This is a genomic window from Prochlorococcus sp. MIT 1011, from assembly GCF_047305235.1.
In the GTDB taxonomy this organism is placed as follows: Bacteria; Cyanobacteriota; Cyanobacteriia; order PCC-6307; family Cyanobiaceae; genus Prochlorococcus_B.
Genome location: NZ_CP138983.1, coordinates 987144 through 1005606, shown reverse-complemented (window position 1 = coordinate 1005606; position 18463 = coordinate 987144). Strand labels below are relative to the sequence as shown.

Here is an 18463-nt window from a genome sequence, read left to right as displayed (position 1 = left end):
TTCTACGAAATAACCTAGGTGTTATGGCAATTAGTACATCTAAAACTGGGAGGATCGCAATTGTTGGAGCATCTGGATATGGTGGACTTCAGCTCGTTAAGTTGATTAATGAGCATCCAAGCTTTGAGATTTCATTTTTAAATGGAGAGCGATCAGTAGGTAAGAGCTGGAATGAAATAAATCCTTTTATGAAACTTTTGGGGGATAAAGAGATAACCAAAAGCAATGTTGATGAAATCGCTCAAAATTCTGATTATGCGATATTGAGTCTGCCAAACGGTTTGTCATCACAATTAACCCCTTTATTATTAGAAAAAGGTATTAAAGTAATTGATTTATCGGCTGATTATAGATTTAATTCATTAGATAAATGGAAGGAAGTCTATTCCAAGGAAGCTTCAAAATATCAAAGATTTGACTACGAATTATGTAAAGAGGCTATTTATGGCTTTTCAGAGGAATTTAGTAGTGAAATTTCAAAGGCAAGATTAATTGCTTGTCCAGGTTGCTACCCAACCTCATCTCTTAGTGTCCTTATTCCATTCTTAAAACAAGGATTAATAGAAAGTGAAGGAATTATTATTGATGCAAAATCTGGTACATCCGGCGCTGGTAGAAATCCAAGTGAACAACTCTTACTCTCTGAATGCTCTGAATCAATTAAGCCCTATGGAGTCATTGGGCATAGGCATACGGCAGAGATAGAAAGAATCGCTAGTCTCTTTGCTGGTCATGAAGTCAACTTGCAATTTACGCCTCATTTGGTGCCAATGGTTAGAGGTATTTTATCGACAGTTTATGCTCGTTTAAGAGATCCTGGATTAACAGCAGAAGACTGCAAAATTGTAATCGAAGCTTTTTATAAAAATCAACCATTTATTGATATTTTACCTGTGGGTATTTATCCAGCTACTAAATGGGTTAAAAATACTAACAAAATTATGATTTCAGTTGAAGTTGATAAACGTAATGGAAGAATAGTACTGATGAGTGTTATAGATAATCTTCTAAAAGGTCAAGCAGGGCAGGCCATACAAAATTTAAATATTATGCACGGACTTGAATCAGATATTGGTCTTCCTAAGATTACTTATTACCCCTGAAGCCAGTTCTTATATTCATTGCTACTTTTGCTATCGCTAAAGGTAATATTATATGTTCCATTTGTTGAATTCTTTTTGTTAAAGTCTCTTTATTATCATGTTCTTGAATAGGTACTGCAGCTTGAATAATTATTGAGCCAGAATCAACTTCCTTTTGTACATAGTGAACCGTACAACCAGTAATAGTAACCCTCTCGTCTATTGCCTGCTGTATTGCATCAATTCCTTTAAAAGAAGGTAATAGTGATGGATGTATATTAATTAGTCGGTTTATATATCTATTAATTAATTCTTCTCCAGCAATTCTCATCCATCCAGCCATAACAATTAGTTCTACCGATAAATCCTCCAGTTTTTGTAATACCAGCATGTCATGTTCTAATCTTGTTTGACAATCTCTATGGTTAATAATTACATAGGGTATCTTGTATTTGATAGCCTTTTTTATTGCGAAGCAATCAGGATTATTGACAATTAATATAGAAATTTCTGCATTAAGTTGGTTATTTTGAATTGATTTAATAATGTACTCAAAATTAGAGCCATTACCAGAAGCAAGGACACCTAATCTTATTTTAGGCTCAAATAAAGGGCTTTCTGAATCTAGTGGGCTAATCAGGCAATGTTCATTTAAATCATAAGATATATTATTCTCCATATATTTTTTATTATCTTGTTTCATTAAACAATTATTATCTATAACTAAATATATGCCCTTTGGATGAAATTACAATATCTAAATATAAAGACATATTTAATAGTAATGAAAGTTAATTCAACATTTAGATATCCCAAAGGTTAGATAAAAATAACTATCAACCTTATTTACATTCCTATTTGTCAATTACTAAACATTCGCCAATCGAAAACCATTCTTGACTAATATAAATTAAATCAATTTGTTTAACGGTTCTCTTTTGAGAGTACCTGCTAACAAAACTCATTAAGGAGTATTCTCATATCAATAATGGAAATAACTGACATCTTCCAGATGAATAACAACGATAAATGGTTAAGGTACTGCGATCTTTTATTTAGCGATGATTCATTAGGTTTTTGGCTAGATATAAGCAGAATGAATGTGGAGAAGAGTGATTTTGAAAAATTTAAGGACATTTATTCCAAAGCTTTTAATTCTTTAGAAAGTCTTGAGAATGGATCGATTGCCAATATTGATGAAAGGAGGCAAGTTGGTCATTACTGGCTTCGAAATCCGAAGATTGCTCCAAGTAAGGAAATTTCAGACTCCATCACCAAAGAAATTCAAGACATAACAAAGTTTGGAGCATCAATATTAAATGGTGAAATAACTAACAGCGATGGGAAAAAATATACAGATGTTTTTTGGATAGGCATAGGTGGTAGTGGATTAGGTCCATTACTTATTAAAGAGTCATTTAAGAGAGAGTCAATTGGATTGAATCTACATTTTCTAGACAATGTAGACCCCGAGGGGATTTCCCATAAATTAAATTCAATTCTTCCTAATATTGAATCAACTTTGTTTGTAGTTGTTAGTAAATCGGGTGGCACTCCTGAACCTTTGATAGGAATGGAGCAAGCTATGAAGTTTGTTCTCGATAACAACCAGAACTGGTCATCTCGATCGATAGCAATTACTACAAAAGGTAGTAAGTTAGATGCCTTAGCTGCTAGCGAAAATTGGTTATATATCTTTGATTTACCTGATTGGGTTGGTGGAAGGACAAGTATTACTGGTGCTGTTGGATTATTACCTGCCTCCCTAATTGGCGCTGACATTAATAAGTTTTTAGATGGAGCATCTCAAATGGATGCTCTAACAAGAGAAAAAGATATTAAAAATAATCCAGCGGCACTTTTATCCTTAGCTTGGTACAAATCTGGAAATGGAAAAGGGTTAAGAGATATGGTTGTACTTCCCTATAGAGACAGATTAGAAGTTTTCAGTAGATATCTTCAACAACTTGTGATGGAATCCTTAGGTAAGAAGTTAGATAGAGATGGAAATCAAGTTAATCAAGGTATCGCAGTTTATGGAAATAAAGGTTCTACTGATCAGCATGCATATGTGCAGCAATTAAGAGATGGTATTGATAATTTCTTTGTTAATTTCATTGAGATTCTCCATGATCCATCAGATATAGTTGAAGTAAAAAATAAACGACCTGGGGATTACTTGTCTGGATTTCTTCAAGGAACACGCGCAGCATTAACTGAAGGTGGGAGGCAGAATTTGACAATCACATTTAAATCCTTTGATGAGTCAAGTCTTGGTGCTTTAATTGCATTATTTGAGCGAGCAGTAAGTTTATATGCTGAATTGATTAATGTTAATGCCTACAATCAACCAGGAGTTGAAGCTGGGAAAAGAGCCGCTACAAACATAATTAATCTACAAAAAGAAATTGATGAACTTTTGGAAGATGGAAAAGAAAGAACTTTAAGACAAATTAATGATGCATTGTCTACTGACTCAACTGAGTCGATATATTTGATTCTGAGAAAACTTTCTGAAAATTCAGATCATTATTCAATGAATGGTAATCAATCAAATCCAGATCAATTAATTATTTCGAAAAACTGATTTCTAAATAACTATATTAACTAATTTATTTGGAACCACAATTATCCGTTTTGGTTCTTTTCCATCTATCCATTTCTGAGCTGCATCACTTTTGATAGCTATATCCCCTAATTCGTCTTTAGATAGATTTTTACTGGTATCGATTGATCCCCTAACTTTTCCGTTAATTTGGATCATAAGTTTAAAACTATCTTGTTCAATCGCACTTGCATCGAATTTTGGCCATGACTGAAGATGAATACTTTGAGTATTTCCGATTGTCTTCCAAAGCTCCTCTGCAATATGAGGAGAAAATGGAGAAGTTATTTTAACTAATATTGAAACAACATTAGTTAGAGTTTCATTACTACAGTTATTAACTATTGAACTTAGGCCATTCACAGCTTTCATAAGTTCAGATATTGCTGTATTAAATTGAAGATTGTCTAAATCATCAGTAATTTCTTTAATAGCAATATTAATTAGACGTAAAGCATCATCATCTTTAGACTTTTCTTTTTCTATATTTAATCTTGATTTACTCTTTGTTAGTTCTAAAGTATTAATGACAAATTTCCAGAGTCTCTGTATAAATCTATATTGTCCTTCAACATCTGAATCATCCCATTCTAAATCTTTTTCAGGAGGAGCTTTAAAAAGAATAAACATTCTGGCTGTGTCTGCACCATATTTATCTATGACTACTGATGGGTCTACACCATTATATTTAGACTTTGACATCTTTTCGTAGATAATATCAATATTTTCTCCAGTAATTGGATCTTTAGGATCATTAATATCTTTAATTTGACCTTTTGAAAAATATTTATTATTATTTGGATTTTTAAAAGTAATAGCTTGAACCATTCCCTGTGTTAATAGCTTCTTAAAGGGTTCATCAATATTTATTAATCCACAGCTTTTTAGAGCTTTGGTTAAAAATCTTGAATAAAGTAAATGAAGGATTGCGTGCTCAATACCACCAACATATTGTTTAACAGGAAGCCATTTATCTATTTCGCTTTTTATAAATGGATTTTGTTTATCTTCAGGGTTAATATATCTTAAAAAGTACCATGATGAACACATAAAAGTGTCCATTGTGTCAGTTTCTCTTTTTGCTTCATTTCCACATTTTGGACAACAAGTTTTTATCCATTCTGTTTTTGTGGTTAAAGGTGACTTTCCTTTACCAGTTAATTTAATATCAATAGGTAGAGAAACAGGCAGATCCTCGTCTGGGACTCTTACTTGACCACACTTCTTACAATTAATTATCGGAATCGGACAGCCCCAATATCTTTGTCTAGATATAAGCCAATCCCTTAACTTATACGTAATTTTTGGTTTTGCCCAATTAGCTTTTGAACCTAATTCAAGTATTTTTGTTTTTGCAATATCAGACTCAATTCCATTGAATGTATCTGAATTGATGATGATTCCCTTATCTACGTACTCAGCATTTAGATAACTATCATCTTCATCATTATTGGGTCTTATGACATAATTAATTGGTAAATCATATGATTTAGCAAACTTATAATCTCTACTATCATGAGCGGGAACACCCATGACAGCTCCAGTCCCATATTCCATAATCACATAATCGCCAATCCAAATAGGTATCTCTTTATTATTTGCTGGATTAATTGCATTGACTCCTAAATACATTCCAAGTTTTTTTCTACTATCGGAATTACGTTCTAGATCACTTAACTTTTCTTGTGTATTCCTAAACTCTATTAATTGATCTATATCTTTATCATTTATTAATTGATCAATTAATGGATGATTTGAAGCTAAGACAAGATAACTTACTCCATAGACTGTATCTATTCTTGTAGTGAAAGCTGTTATTTTTTTGTTAAGATTTTTGATGTCAAATGTTATTTCTGCACCGATTGATTTGCCAATCCAATTTTTTTGCATAACCCTGACTCTTTCTGGCCAGTCTTTAAGCTTAACTAAATCCTTATTTAGATCTTCTGCAAAACTAGTAATTCGTAGAAACCACTGGTTCAATTCCTTTTTCTCAACTTTAGCTCCAGATCTCCAAGATTTACCTTCAGCATCTACTTGTTCATTTGCAAGAACAGTTTGATCAATTGGATCCCAATTTACTGTTGCTTTTTTTTGATAGGCAAGATTATTTTTATGTAATTGATTAAATATATATTGAGTCCATTTATAATAATCTTCTTTGCAAGTAGTAACTTCTTTAGACCAATCTATTGATAATCCAAGTCGATCTAATTGATCTTTCATTTGTGAAATATTTTTATCTGTCCAGGTTGATGGACTTGTGTCTCTCTCTATTGCTGCATTTTCAGCCGGTAAACCGAAGGCATCCCATCCCATTGGATGAAGAACGTTATAACCTTGCATCCTTTTATATCTAGCCAGTACATCTGTAATGACATAATTCCTCACGTGCCCCATATGTAAGGAACCCGATGGGTATGGGAACATTGACAAGGCGTAAAAAGTATTGTCTTTGTTTACATAAGTATTTGTTCTATAGAGCCCTTGATTAGCCCACTCTTTTTGCCAATATGCTTCTATCTCACGAGGCTCGTAACGCTGGTCACTAATCTCTGAAGTAGTATTATTCAAGGAAGATCTCCTTCAGTAGTTGATTTGCCAATCAGATAATGTTCTCATAAATTGATGCCCAATATGCGAATATTTCTGAAATTACTACCAGGAACGCTTTATTTTCTTAGATCATAGTTAAACAAAATTTAAATCATGAAATATAATTTCTCAAAATATCAAGGACTTGGTAACGATTTTATTATCTTTGATGCACGTGGTAATAACTTAGATAATTTATTTACTGAAAATAAAGATAACTTTATTGAACATCTATGTCATAGAAATTTTGGCATCGGAGCTGATGGAATTATTCTTGTATTAGATTCCAAAAATAAATGTTTCGTGAAAATGAGGATATTTAATTCTGATGGTTCTGAACCAGAAATGTGTGGCAATGGTATAAGATGCTTGATTGCTTTTTTAAACGATAATAATGAAATTAATGATAAGTCTGAGATTCGAATTGAAACTAAAGCTGGTCTGATTCTCACCTCTATTGCTGGTAATGAAAATATTAAAGTAAATATGGGAGAACCTATTCTTTCTCCTGAAGATATACCTACTAAATTATTAATGAATAATTTACCAGTTCCTAATGGAAAGATTACGATAAATGATCAAACTTTAAATGTTTATGCTGCTAGTATGGGTAATCCTCATATGATCGTATTTGTTGATAAAATTGACAATATACCATTCGAAGAATGGGGAAGATTCCTTGAAAAACACAATACATTTCCTAATGATACCAATGTTCACTTTGTTGAATTAATTGATAACTCAAATATTAAAGTTAAGGTATGGGAAAGGGGTTGCGGGCCAACACTTGCTTGTGGTACAGGGGCTTGCGCTTGTCTGGTCGTAACATCTAAGCTAGGTAAAACTTTAAACAACGCTAACATTTATTTGCCAGGTGGCAAATTAGAAATTGAATGGCCTAACCAAGAAGGTCCAGTTTTAATGCAGGGGCCTGCCTTAAAAGTATTTCATGGAGAAATAGATATTTAAACATACTTGAAAATGAATAATATTTATCTCGATGCATCAGCGACTACTCCGCCACATATAGATGTTATTAATAAACTAAAGGATATTCAATCTGAATGCTGGGGTAATCCATCAAGTATCCATAAGGTTGGGGTTATTGCAAGAGAGATTTTGGAAAGATCTAGATTATCAATAGCTAATAAATTAAAAGCTTCATCTGAAGAAATTTTTTTTACATCTGGAGCAACTGAGTCAAATTATCTTTCTCTTAAAGTTGTATCGAATAATCTTGATAAAGGAAGACTAGTTATAAGTAGCGTTGAACACCCTTCTATTAACTTAATAGCCAATCAATTGTTTAATGATGGTTGGGATATTAAATACTGGCCTGTAGATAGTTATGGAATTATTAATCTAGATTTGTTGGAGGAGATGTTATCTCCTCCAACAAAAATGGTTTCGATAATCTGGGGCCAAAGTGAGATTGGTTCCATTCAGCCCATAAATCTTATAGGTATGGAATGTAAGAAACGAAATATACTTTTTCACACTGATGCTACACAGGTCCTCCCTAGCGGTCTTATTGATTGGAGTAAATTAAATGTTGATATGCTTAGTGCCTCAGCGCATAAACTTCAAGGTCCAAAAGGTATTGGATTATTAATGTTGCGAAGGGGCGTTCGAGAGTTATTACATAATGATCCTTCATATGGATTTAAGAATGGCTCTATAAGATCTGGTACTGAGTCAGTTCCCCTTATTGCAGGTTTTTCGACAGCAATTGACCTGCTAAATGAATATATAGAGGTTAAAGATAATCAAACATCATTTCCAATGAATAATGTCTCCAAAATGACTTCTCTTTTAAAAAAAAATCTAGTTATGAATAAACAACTTACTTTTATTGGTCCTCATAGAGAACGACTACCTAATAATCTTTCATTTCTCTGTCATACAAAATCAATGATTCCAATTAAAGGTAGAGAAATTGTTCGATTATTGTCACAACATGGCGTTTATATAAGTAGTGGTAGTGCTTGCTCATCATCTAATCAAGGACCAAATCCCATACTGGTAGCAATTAATGTTGATAAACCACTACAAGAATCTGGATTAAGAATAACTATTGGTCCATGGATTTCAAATGATGATATTAACTCAGTTTCAAATATAATATATGAATCATTGCAATCTTTAGAACTCAAAAAACAATGATCATCAAATGAAGAATAAGCTACCCTCAGATCTTAGAGAAGCAGAATCAAATCTATATGAATCAATTCAAAGTTATTTTTTAAGTAATTCTGAACAATCTTTTCTTTCTATCAACCTAAAATTTGAAGGATTAAGAATCAATCCAATAATTTTTCGTTTATCTAATAAATTAGCTGAAATTAAATTAGATAATATTTTATTGTGGGCCGATGCTGGTGGGGCGGCGCTTGCTAAAAGAGACAACCCTGAATTGGCTAATAAGATTTTTACATTTAAGGAGTTTATTAATTCAACAGATTCGTTGAATTCAGTCTTATTAGTCTGTTCTCCTCAACCATATGATATTGAGATGTTTGAGCAAGTATGCTCCCATACTAATTCAACCGTAATTATGATTAATGGTAAGTTGGAAGATCCAATAGTAGGAATCGGAAGTGTCGGTAGGGAAATGAGAAAAAGATTTTCTGAAAAATGGAAAGTACTTTATTTTGTTCAACCATTATCCATGGGCGCACTATTAAAAAGATTTCCTTTTGATTGGGAGCTTTTTAAATTAAACCCTAATGGATATTCTTTTGTTAAATCATTTGATAAACGTCCTGATGATGAAACTATAATACTAAACTTATAAATATATGAAAAAAAAATTATATATTTATATTGGTTTAATATTAATATCAGTAAATATAGTTAATGGGAATTTATTTTCATTATTCTCATACCTAAGACAAAGGGATAATATTAATAAGATAAGTCCAGAAAAATTTAATATATGCGAATCTTTGCAAGCTAAATTAGAAGATTATACTTATAATTTTAAATCTAATATTAGCGTAAGTGTTTTAGACAAATCCGGTGATTTTATTGTAGATATTAATGGTGAAATACCTAGAATTCCTGCTTCTAACCAGAAGATTCTTTCTAGCGCTTTCTCTTTAGATACTTTAGGGCCTTATTATACTCTTAAGACATCTTTAAAAAAGATAAATGATGGAATCTTATTTGTTGAAGCATCAGGCGATCCCGATTTCGATAAAAGTCATTTAGAAGAATTAATTAATGATCTTAATATTACCAATCATAATACCAATTTGAAATTGCCAATAATAATTAAAAGTAGCAATACAAATAATTGGTGGCCTGCTAGCTGGTCATATTCAGATAGAAAAGAAGAATATGGGGCACCTATTACTAAGTATTCAATAGCAAGTAATTCAAGTATTAATGCTTTAAATAATCCAATTGATAATTTCATTTATGAGTTAGAGAATACTCTGAAAAAAAACAATTTATCTAAAAAATATTTTGTAAAAGCGGTTAATCAAGACTATCCTATTGATTATATCTCAACAATTAAAGTTATTAATTCTGCTCCTTTATATATCTTGCTAAACCTTGTTAACTCTGAGAGCCACAATTTTACTGCTGAAGTGATTTTCAGACATTCATTAAATGACTGGTCTCATGATTTTCCTAATCTAAAATATAGTAATTGGATAAAAGAACAAAACTTTAATTCTGATAATTTTATCTTTGCAGATGCTAGTGGGTTATCAAGAAAGAATAGAGTTACCACATACGGCTTATCTCAGTTTTTGAGAAGAATGAAACTTAATAGATTTTCTGAGTATTATTTCTCATCTTTTTCAATTTTAGGTGTTAGAGGCTCGTTAGCTAATGTAAATGCTCCAGTAAACCTTAAGGGTAGAATTCTGGCTAAATCTGGAAGACTTAATAATGTTAGATCCGTTTCTGGTATTATATTAGGAGAGGATAAATTCTTTAGTATTATAGTTAACAATATGGATAATTCGACAAAACATATTATGAAAATATTATCAATAGTAGTTAATACTGATAATTGTAATTAATTTGTATTTAGTGCCAAAAGATCATTTGCTATAAACTCAGGAACCATATGACGAATCTCTCCACCAAATCTTGCGACTTCTTTAACTACAGAACTACTTAAAAAACTGTGATGTGTTTCTGTTGCGAGAAAAATTGTTTCGTATTGATTATTTAAAGATCTATTTGTATGGGCTACCTGTAGTTCATATTCAAAATCACTCATGGCTCTTAAACCTCTTAAAATAAGATCCGCATTATGTTCACGAGCACAATCCACCGTTAGACCTTTAAAAGCGATTGTTCTGCAACCTGTTATCTCTCTAGTAGCATTTTTAATCTGCTCTATTCTTCTCTCGCAAGTAAAAGTTGCCTTTTTTGAAGGATTTTCTAATACTGCAATGATAACTTCTCCAAATAAATCACTTCCCCTTTGAATTAGATCAAGGTGTCCAAACGTTAATGGGTCGAAACTACCGGGATAAAGCGCCTTCATGGTTTTTTAACTTTAAAAAAGTCCATTTCTTTCATAGAATCTCATATCTATAAACGTATCAAAGCGCATGACTCTCAATCAGGATGCCAAAAAAGTTCTTTTGCGCAAAATCCCTCATGGATTATTTATTTGTGCAGTTAGAGAAGGAGATGAAATAAATGGTTTTACTGCTAGCTGGGTAACACAAGGTTCATTTACACCTCCATTAGTTGTAATGGCTGTTCGCGCTGATGGGTCTAGTCATGGAATCATTCAAAGAACAAAGATGTTTTCTCTTAATGTTTTAAGAGAAGATCAAAAGGATCTAGCAGCTGTGTTCTTTAAGCCACAAAAAGGATTAGGTGGACGATTTGAAGCCTGTAAATTCACTTATGGAGAATTTGGGATGCCCTTAATCGATGACGTAATAGGTGGCGTTGAATGTGAAGTTATTTCAGGCGTAGAACACGGCGACCATACAGTCTTTGTTGCTGAAGTAAAGAGTGCAGTATTGAATAAAGATGGATCTGCCTTAAATTTGGCAAGTACAGGTTGGAATTATGGCGGCTAATTTAACGAGACAAGATCGGTGGAATTAACGCCGTTAGTTAAGGACAAGTCAAGACTCTCGAATTTTTTGAAGGATATACCAAATGATCCTGGTTGTTATTTGATGAAAGATCGTGAAGACAGATTGTTATATGTTGGTAAGTCGAAAAAATTGAGAAATAGAGTAAGAAGTTATTTTAGAGCAAGTGATGAATTGAGTCCAAGAATTTCTTTGATGGTTAGGCAAGTTGTAGATATTGAGTTGATTGTTACTGATACCGAAAGTGAAGCCTTAACTCTTGAATCAAATTTAATAAAATCTAACCAACCCTATTTTAATGTTCTTTTAAAAGATGATAAGAAATATCCCTACATTTGTATAACTTGGGGTGATAAATATCCAAGAATCTTTTTAACTAGGAAAAGACGTGAAAGACAAATAAAAGATAAATATTATGGTCCATACGTAGATGTTTATTTACTTAGACAGACGTTATTTAGCATAAAAAAATTGTTTCCTCTAAGACAAAGAAGAATACCACTTTACAAAGATAGAACCTGTCTTAACTATTCGATTGGTAGATGCCCAGGCGTTTGTCAAGAAGAAATTAGTTCAGAAGATTATAAAAATACACTAAAACGAGTAGAAATGATATTTCAAGGTAGAACAGAAGAATTGCGACTATTATTAGAAAAACAGATGAATTCTTTTTCAGAGTCCCTGAAATTTGAGGAAGCTGGATGTGTTAGAGATCAGCTAAAAGGTATAGATAGATTGTATGAATCTCAAAAGATGATTATTCCTGATTCATCTGTATGCAGAGATATAATCGCTTTAGCATCAGAAGAGAATATATCCTCTATTCAAATTTTTCAAATGCGCTCAGGAAAATTAATTGGAAGACTTGGGTATTTTTCAGATAATAATAATCTCAGTACTTCTCAAATACTTCAAAAAGTTGTAGAAAATCATTACTCAAATGTAGATCCGATTGAAATACCTTCAGAAATATTAGTTCAACATCAATTACAAAATACAGATATAATATCGGACTGGCTAAGTGAATTAAAAAAGCAAAAAGTTAATATTACAATCCCAAAAAGATCTAAGAAGGCGGAAATTATAAAATTAGTAGAAAAGAATGCAAATATGGAGTTACAAAGAATTAGACAATCTCATGATAAAAATTTAGTTGAGCTTGACGATTTAACCAATATTCTTGAGTTAGTAAAAATTCCAAAAAGAATTGAATGTTATGATATTAGTCATATTCAGGGTAGTGATGCTGTCGCTGCTCAAGTTGTTTTTATTGATGGTATTGCTGCTAGGCAACACTACAGAAAATATAAAATTAAAAGTTCAAATATAAAACTAGGACATAGTGACGATTTCGAATCTATGGCTGAAGTTATTACTAGGAGATTTAGAAGATGGGCTCGTTATAAAGATGACGGAGGTGATATGAATAAACTATCAAGTATGGAATCTAGTGTTTTAAACAAGGATAATTTGAATGACTGGCCTGATTTAGTCGTAATAGATGGAGGCAAAGGGCAATTAAGTTCTGTATTAGAGGCTTTAGAGGAGTTGAATCTTGATCAAAATATAAATCTCATATCTTTAGCCAAGAAGAAAGAAGAGATTTTTATTCCAAATGTTAAACAATCATTAGACACTGACCCCAATCAACCAGGAATGCTTTTATTAAGAAGACTTAGAGATGAAGCACATAGGTTTGCAATTACCTTTCACAGACAAAAAAGAAGTCAACGTATGAAACGTTCTCAATTAAATGAAATTCCTGGTTTGGGACCACAAAGAATTAAATTATTATTGGAGCATTTTAGATCAATAGAGGCTATACAAATGGCATCTCTTGCCGAACTGTCATCAACACCAGGATTAGGATCATCTATTGCTGGTGTTATTCGAAAATATTTTCATCCAGAAGAAAATGAATAATTGATTAATAAATTATAACGAATCAGAGATAGTTAATCATTATTGATATAACTATCAATAATTCATAGAAATTGATAATTTAGGTTTTTATTGAAAATTAGAAGTAAAATATATGCAAGTATCAAAAACTAACTGTGACTGAAGAAAAGTCTAAACTTTTAATTTTATATTCAACCGTTGACGGACATACAAAACACATATGTGAATATATGTTAGAAAAACTTAATAAAGATAAGGAGATAACAATTTCATCTGTTGAGGAATCCGATAAATTTAACTTGTCAGATTTCAGCGGAATCGTTCTGGGAGCGAGTGTAAGATATGGTTATCATCGCAAAAATGTTTATGAGTTTATTAATACCAATAAAGAAATATTAGAGAAAAAAAAGACAGCCTTCTTTTCATTAAATCTCACCGCCCGGAAACCCGAAAAAAACACACCAGAAACTAATCCCTATATTATAAAATTTCTTAAAAAAGTTCAATGGGAACCAACCATCAAAGGAGTTTTTGCTGGGAGACTAGATTATCCTAGTCTTGATTGTGCAAATAAATTAGCAATATTATTCATAATGGTTATTACAAATGGACCTAAGGATATCTCACAAGTTTATGAATTAACAGATTTTAAAAAGGTTGATGAATTAATTGATTCAGTATCCAAATTTTGATTTAATTAATATGTCTAATTTTGATAATCATAAGTTAATTAAAATAATTAAATCAATTACTAAATATAGTTGTCCAAAGTCAATTAACTTTCATATGCATTCAACATATAGTGATGGAAGTTTGACTGCTATAGAAATTTATAAACAAGCAATTGAACTAAATATTGATCATTATGCAATCACAGATCATCACTCAGTTGATGCATATATTGAATTAAGTAAATTCAACGAGTCTATATATAAATATAGATCTAAGTTTCCTAAACTTTGGACTGGAATTGAAATTACTTGTCTATTAAATGGTTGTTTAGTTCATGTTCTAGGTCTTGGTTTTGATCATAAATCAAGATACTTATTACCTTATATTGACCATAAGTCTGCTATTGGTAATGAATTATTAGCTTCGACTGTTGTTGATTCGATTCATAAAGCTAATGGTATTGCTGTGTTGGCTCATCCAGCAAGATATAAGCTTCCATTTGATATCTTGATTGATGAAGCATCTAAACTAAATTTCGACGCTGTTGAAACATGGTATAACTACGAAAGAGCAAATAATTGGATCCCTTCAGAATTTGTCTGCGATAAAATATTTGATTGTGCAAACTCTTATTCTTTATTATCAACATGTGGTACCGATAGCCACGGATTATCTCTTCTTAGACGTTGAATGATTTATAAATTATTTTTAGAAGAATAGGTTTCAATTTTACTATCTACATCTGATAATAATGTTTTTATAGATGATATTTCTTCATTAGTTGGATTTGTCCAAAGTTTTCTATTAGATGCTTCTAGTAATCTTTCAGCGATATCTCTTAAAGCCCATGGATTGTTGTCCCTAATAAAATTTTTCGTATCATTATTCTTTAACCAATTATTCAAAATAGATTGATAACACCAATTAGGAACTAAGTTTGTAGTTGCATCAAAAGAGAACAAATAGTCAAGGCTAGCTGACATTTCGAAAGCACCTTTATATCCATGGTTTTTCATCCCCTCTATCCATTTTGGGTTTAATAATCTGCTTCGAACGACTTTATCAATTTCTTTTGAGAGTTTATGAATTCTTGGACGTTGATACCTTGAATTATCGCCAAAATAGGCTTGAGGATCTGTCCCACTAGTTTTTTTAATCGCGGATATCAATCCACCTTGAAATTGATAGTAATCATCTGAATCAAGGATATCGTGTTCTCTATTGTCCTGACTATGAAGTACTACTTTTACCTTTGACAAATTATTTTCTAATCCTTTTTTGTCTTTTATGATTTTATTTGAACCTTCATATCTCCATTTACTCCATTCGATAAAAGCATCAGCGAGTTCTGATTGATTCTCCCAAGATCCACTATTAATTATTTCTTGTAATCCTGCTCCGTATGATCCAGGTGCTGAACCATATATTCTTGATTTTGTATTTCCATTTCTATATGACTCAGCAAGTGGATTAATAGAAGAGGATTCTTTTAAATTTCCAATAAGGTTTTGACCTCTTCGAATCAATTCAATTATCTGAGGGAATGCATCCCTGAATAAACCAGAAATTCTTAATGTTACGTCTACTCTTGGCCTGTTCAATACACTGATGGGAATGACCTCTACGTCAACTACTCTTCTTAAGGTCCCGTCCCATATTGGCCTTAAACCCATGAGAGCAAAAAGCTGACAAATGTCTTCTCCACCATTTCTCATTGTTGAAGTACCCCAAATTGAAATAGCAAGATGTGAAAGGTGTTCTCCATTTTCTTGTAGGTAAAGTTCCATTATTTGTTCAGCGCTTCTTTTCCCTAAGTCCCAAGCTGTTTCAGTTGGTATTGCTCTTATATCAACAGAAAAGAAATTCTTACCTGTTGGTAAAACCTCTAATTTCCCTCTTGTAGGCGCCCCAGAAGGACCGCTAGAAATTCTTTTTCCTTCTAAAGCACTGAGAAAATTAGTTTTTTCGTTGTCTGAACTGTTTAATAACTTGGGTAAAATATTATTTAATAAATGATTTATAAAAATATTAGGTTTTTCATGATCTAGGTAATTTAAGATTTTACTATCAAGTCTTATATTCTTTTTTGATTTTATATTGTAATTAAGAAACTTAAAACAATGAAACTCTATTATATATTTTCCGATGTCATTCAACCAGTCAACTACTTTACCGACTTTCCTAGCATTAATTGCTGTATAAGCTTTAAATAAATTAATGTCTACTTGTTTTAAGTTTTCACTCTCTTCGTCACTCCAAGGGTCAAACGTAAAACCTAAATCTTCGGCTAAGCATTGAGTTAGACCGAGATTGGTTCCTGTCGGAACATTGGAAATTGTAAGTGTTAACTCTTTTAATTTATCCATACTCTGATTAACTCCAAAAACATGAAGACCAGTTCTTATCTGGGAATTCTTAATTTCACATAAATAACTCTCTGCGTTATCTATTAGATCTTGTATAATTATATTTTCTTTTTCTACTTTTAATTTATTTGATTCAATACCTGGCCATGAATTTTTAATTAAAAGATCTACTATCTTTTTTTCTAATAATTCATTTCTATTATCATTAATTAGTTTAGATTCATAATATTCATCTATAAGGTTCTCAATTATTAGTAGGTCATTAAAACCACCCGAATGAGATAATGGAGGAGTCAAATGATCTATAATAATTGCATGTGTTCTTCTTTTTGCTTGAGAGCCTTCACCAGGATCATTTACAATAAATGGATATATATTTGGAATCGGAGGACAAAGAATAAATGGGAAACAATTATGACTTAATCCAACTCCTTTTCCTGGCAACCATTCCAAGCTACCGTGTTTACCTAGATGTATAATTGCATTAGCTTTAAATGAATTATTTAACCAAAAATATTGTGCAATATATTTATGTGTAGGTGGCAAGTCGGGCGAATGTAAATCAGATAAATTATCACTCTCATAACCCCTATTTGACTGAATTAAAATTGTTATATTTCCAAAGGAAATGCCGTTAATTGGAAATCCTTTCTTTTCTAATTGAATAGAATTAATTGGATCTCCCCATCGATTTGAAATTGTATCTTTAACCTTAGATCCAAGTTTTTCCCAATAAAGTAAATAATCTTGAATATTTAAATATGATTGAGGTTTATTTGATATTGTCTCTTCAGAATTTGTTCTATGACATAATAGTTTGTTAATTAAATCTTTACTATTATTTGGAATATCTTCATTCCCTAGATTATATCCCTCGTCTTTAAGCCATTTCAAAATATTTAATAGGCTTTCAGGTGTATCTAATCCAACTCCATTAGCAATTCTAGAGTCTTTTACAGGGTAATTTGCTATTATGATTGCTATTTTTTTATTTGAATTCTTCAATTGTTGTAAATAAGTTAGATTTTTTATATATTTTATGCACCAGTCAATGTGTATTTCATATGGTTCCGTTTTATGAACAGCAATTGATAATTCATTATCAGTATAAGTAAGGTTTTTAAATGCAATTGGAATTGTAGAAATTCGACCATCAACTTCTGGTAAAACAACTTGTATTGATAGGTCTATAGGGTTAAGACCTACTGCAGATTCATTCCATTCAGTTATAGATGAACTAGATATTAGAAGTTGATATACAGGTATATCTAATCTGTCCCACAAGTTATTTTGTATATCATCATGTTTATATTCAACTGAAGAAAATGAGGTTGTAGTAATTATTGCTTTTATTTCATCTTTGTCTAATAATTTAATTATTCGATTCTCTACATTTTTAGATTTCAAACTTGTTATCCATATTATTTTGGCATTTAAGTTATATTTATTAGATATATCAATTATTTTATCCGCCAACTCTGTATTACCCGATTGTAAAAGTGATTTATAGAGAAATACAGCAATAGATGGATTATTACTTTGTTTCCATTTCCATTTTATTAATTCATCATGATATTCAATTAGATCTGAATTTACATGAATTTCTTCCTGATTAATTATTTTCTCAAAAATTTCAATCAGATAATTATAGTTTTTTATACCTCCTTGATTTAAAAGTTTTTGAATTAAATCAACTTTGTTTTGATTTAAACTGCTAATTTCTTGAACATCATTTGCTGTACTTTCAATTCCAGAGACTACTATTAGATGTCTATTTGGTTTCTCTAACTGCCATAAACATAATTGTTCAAACCCATAAGACCAGTATGATCTTGACCCTAAAAACCTAACAACAATAATTTTCGCTGTGTTACATGTATTAGATATATAATGATCTATTGATGCATTTGTAGATAAATAAGCAATTGGCAATGCTCTTATTTTATTTTTCCACTTATTATTGTTAGGGAGCTTTAACACTGTAGATAGACAGGTTATATCAGATGTAGCGCTAGTTAGGAAGATAACTGGAGCTGCTGGCTGCTCAATAAATGTATTTTCTTCTTGAGGTTCATTCCCCGGAAGGGTGGCAATTCTATGCATTCATTTATTATGTGTAATTAGAGCAGTAAACAAAGAAATGCTGATTTTTTTCATCTTAGCTGG

Annotated in this window: 14 protein-coding genes; 10 read left to right on the top strand and 4 right to left on the bottom strand. The window is 31.6% G+C overall.

What is annotated here, in order from left to right:
- Positions 1-23 precede the first annotated feature (23 nt).
- Positions 24-1103: an N-acetyl-gamma-glutamyl-phosphate reductase gene (argC, locus tag SIB75_RS06230; RefSeq protein WP_413682454.1), complete on the top strand. Its 1080-nt coding sequence runs from the start codon at positions 24-26 to the stop codon at positions 1101-1103.
- Here the strand turns inward: argC and purN are convergent.
- Complete coding sequence (gene purN, locus SIB75_RS06225) at positions 1087-1785, bottom strand: phosphoribosylglycinamide formyltransferase (RefSeq protein WP_413682453.1); 699 nt, start codon at positions 1783-1785, stop codon at positions 1087-1089. The genes argC and purN overlap by 17 nt on opposite strands.
- Positions 1786-2070: 285 nt before the next feature.
- On the opposite strand from purN, the gene SIB75_RS06220 reads away from it, so the two are divergent.
- Positions 2071-3669: a glucose-6-phosphate isomerase gene (locus SIB75_RS06220; protein WP_413682452.1), complete on the top strand. Its 1599-nt coding sequence runs from the start codon at positions 2071-2073 to the stop codon at positions 3667-3669.
- A 3-nt stretch (positions 3670-3672) separates the two neighbouring features.
- On the opposite strand, the gene leuS is transcribed toward SIB75_RS06220, so the two are convergent.
- Complete coding sequence (gene leuS, locus SIB75_RS06215) at positions 3673-6261, bottom strand: leucine--tRNA ligase (RefSeq protein WP_413682451.1); 2589 nt, start codon at positions 6259-6261, stop codon at positions 3673-3675.
- Positions 6262-6396: 135 nt separating this feature from the next.
- Here leuS and dapF point away from each other — a divergent pair, with 135 nt between their 5' ends.
- Genes dapF through SIB75_RS06195 form a run of 4 tightly spaced genes read left to right on the top strand, consistent with a single transcriptional unit; the run spans position 6397 to position 10316 of the window.
- On the top strand, positions 6397-7251 hold the full coding sequence (gene dapF / locus SIB75_RS06210) for a diaminopimelate epimerase (protein ID WP_413682450.1): 855 nt from the start codon (positions 6397-6399) through the stop codon (positions 7249-7251).
- Positions 7252-7263: 12 nt separating this feature from the next.
- The gene (locus SIB75_RS06205) at positions 7264-8445 is read left to right on the top strand and encodes a cysteine desulfurase family protein (RefSeq protein WP_413682449.1); all 1182 of its coding nucleotides are present in this window, start codon (positions 7264-7266) and stop codon (positions 8443-8445) included.
- A 7-nt stretch (positions 8446-8452) separates the two neighbouring features.
- Entirely contained in the window at positions 8453-9076 is a 624-nt protein-coding gene (locus SIB75_RS06200; RefSeq protein ID WP_413682448.1) for a DUF1995 family protein, read from the top strand.
- 4 nt (positions 9077-9080) lie between these two features.
- A complete protein-coding gene (locus SIB75_RS06195) occupies positions 9081-10316 on the top strand; it encodes a D-alanyl-D-alanine carboxypeptidase (protein WP_413682447.1) in 1236 nt (411 codons plus the stop codon).
- On the opposite strand, the gene coaD is transcribed toward SIB75_RS06195, so the two are convergent.
- On the bottom strand, positions 10313-10789 hold the full coding sequence (coaD, locus tag SIB75_RS06190) for a pantetheine-phosphate adenylyltransferase (RefSeq protein WP_413682446.1): 477 nt from the start codon (positions 10787-10789) through the stop codon (positions 10313-10315). The genes SIB75_RS06195 and coaD overlap by 4 nt on opposite strands.
- A 67-nt stretch (positions 10790-10856) precedes the next feature.
- On the opposite strand from coaD, the gene SIB75_RS06185 reads away from it, so the two are divergent.
- From SIB75_RS06185 to SIB75_RS06170, 4 genes are all read left to right on the top strand, one after another.
- On the top strand, positions 10857-11339 hold the full coding sequence (locus tag SIB75_RS06185) for a flavin reductase family protein (RefSeq protein ID WP_413682445.1): 483 nt from the start codon (positions 10857-10859) through the stop codon (positions 11337-11339).
- A gap of 18 nt (positions 11340-11357) precedes the next feature.
- Entirely contained in the window at positions 11358-13280 is a 1923-nt protein-coding gene (gene uvrC / locus SIB75_RS06180; RefSeq protein WP_413682444.1) for an excinuclease ABC subunit UvrC, read from the top strand.
- A 134-nt stretch (positions 13281-13414) separates the two neighbouring features.
- Entirely contained in the window at positions 13415-13951 is a 537-nt protein-coding gene (gene hemG, locus SIB75_RS06175; RefSeq protein WP_413682443.1) for a menaquinone-dependent protoporphyrinogen IX dehydrogenase, read from the top strand.
- 10 nt (positions 13952-13961) lie between these two features.
- Positions 13962-14621 (top strand): PHP domain-containing protein, encoded by a 660-nt coding sequence (locus SIB75_RS06170; RefSeq protein ID WP_413682442.1) that lies wholly within the window; start codon positions 13962-13964, stop codon positions 14619-14621.
- Positions 14622-14626: 5 nt separating this feature from the next.
- Here the strand turns inward: SIB75_RS06170 and cobN are convergent, their stop codons facing one another.
- On the bottom strand, positions 14627-18400 hold the full coding sequence (cobN, locus tag SIB75_RS06165) for a cobaltochelatase subunit CobN (protein WP_413682441.1): 3774 nt from the start codon (positions 18398-18400) through the stop codon (positions 14627-14629).
- Between the last annotated feature and the right edge of the window lie 63 nt (positions 18401-18463).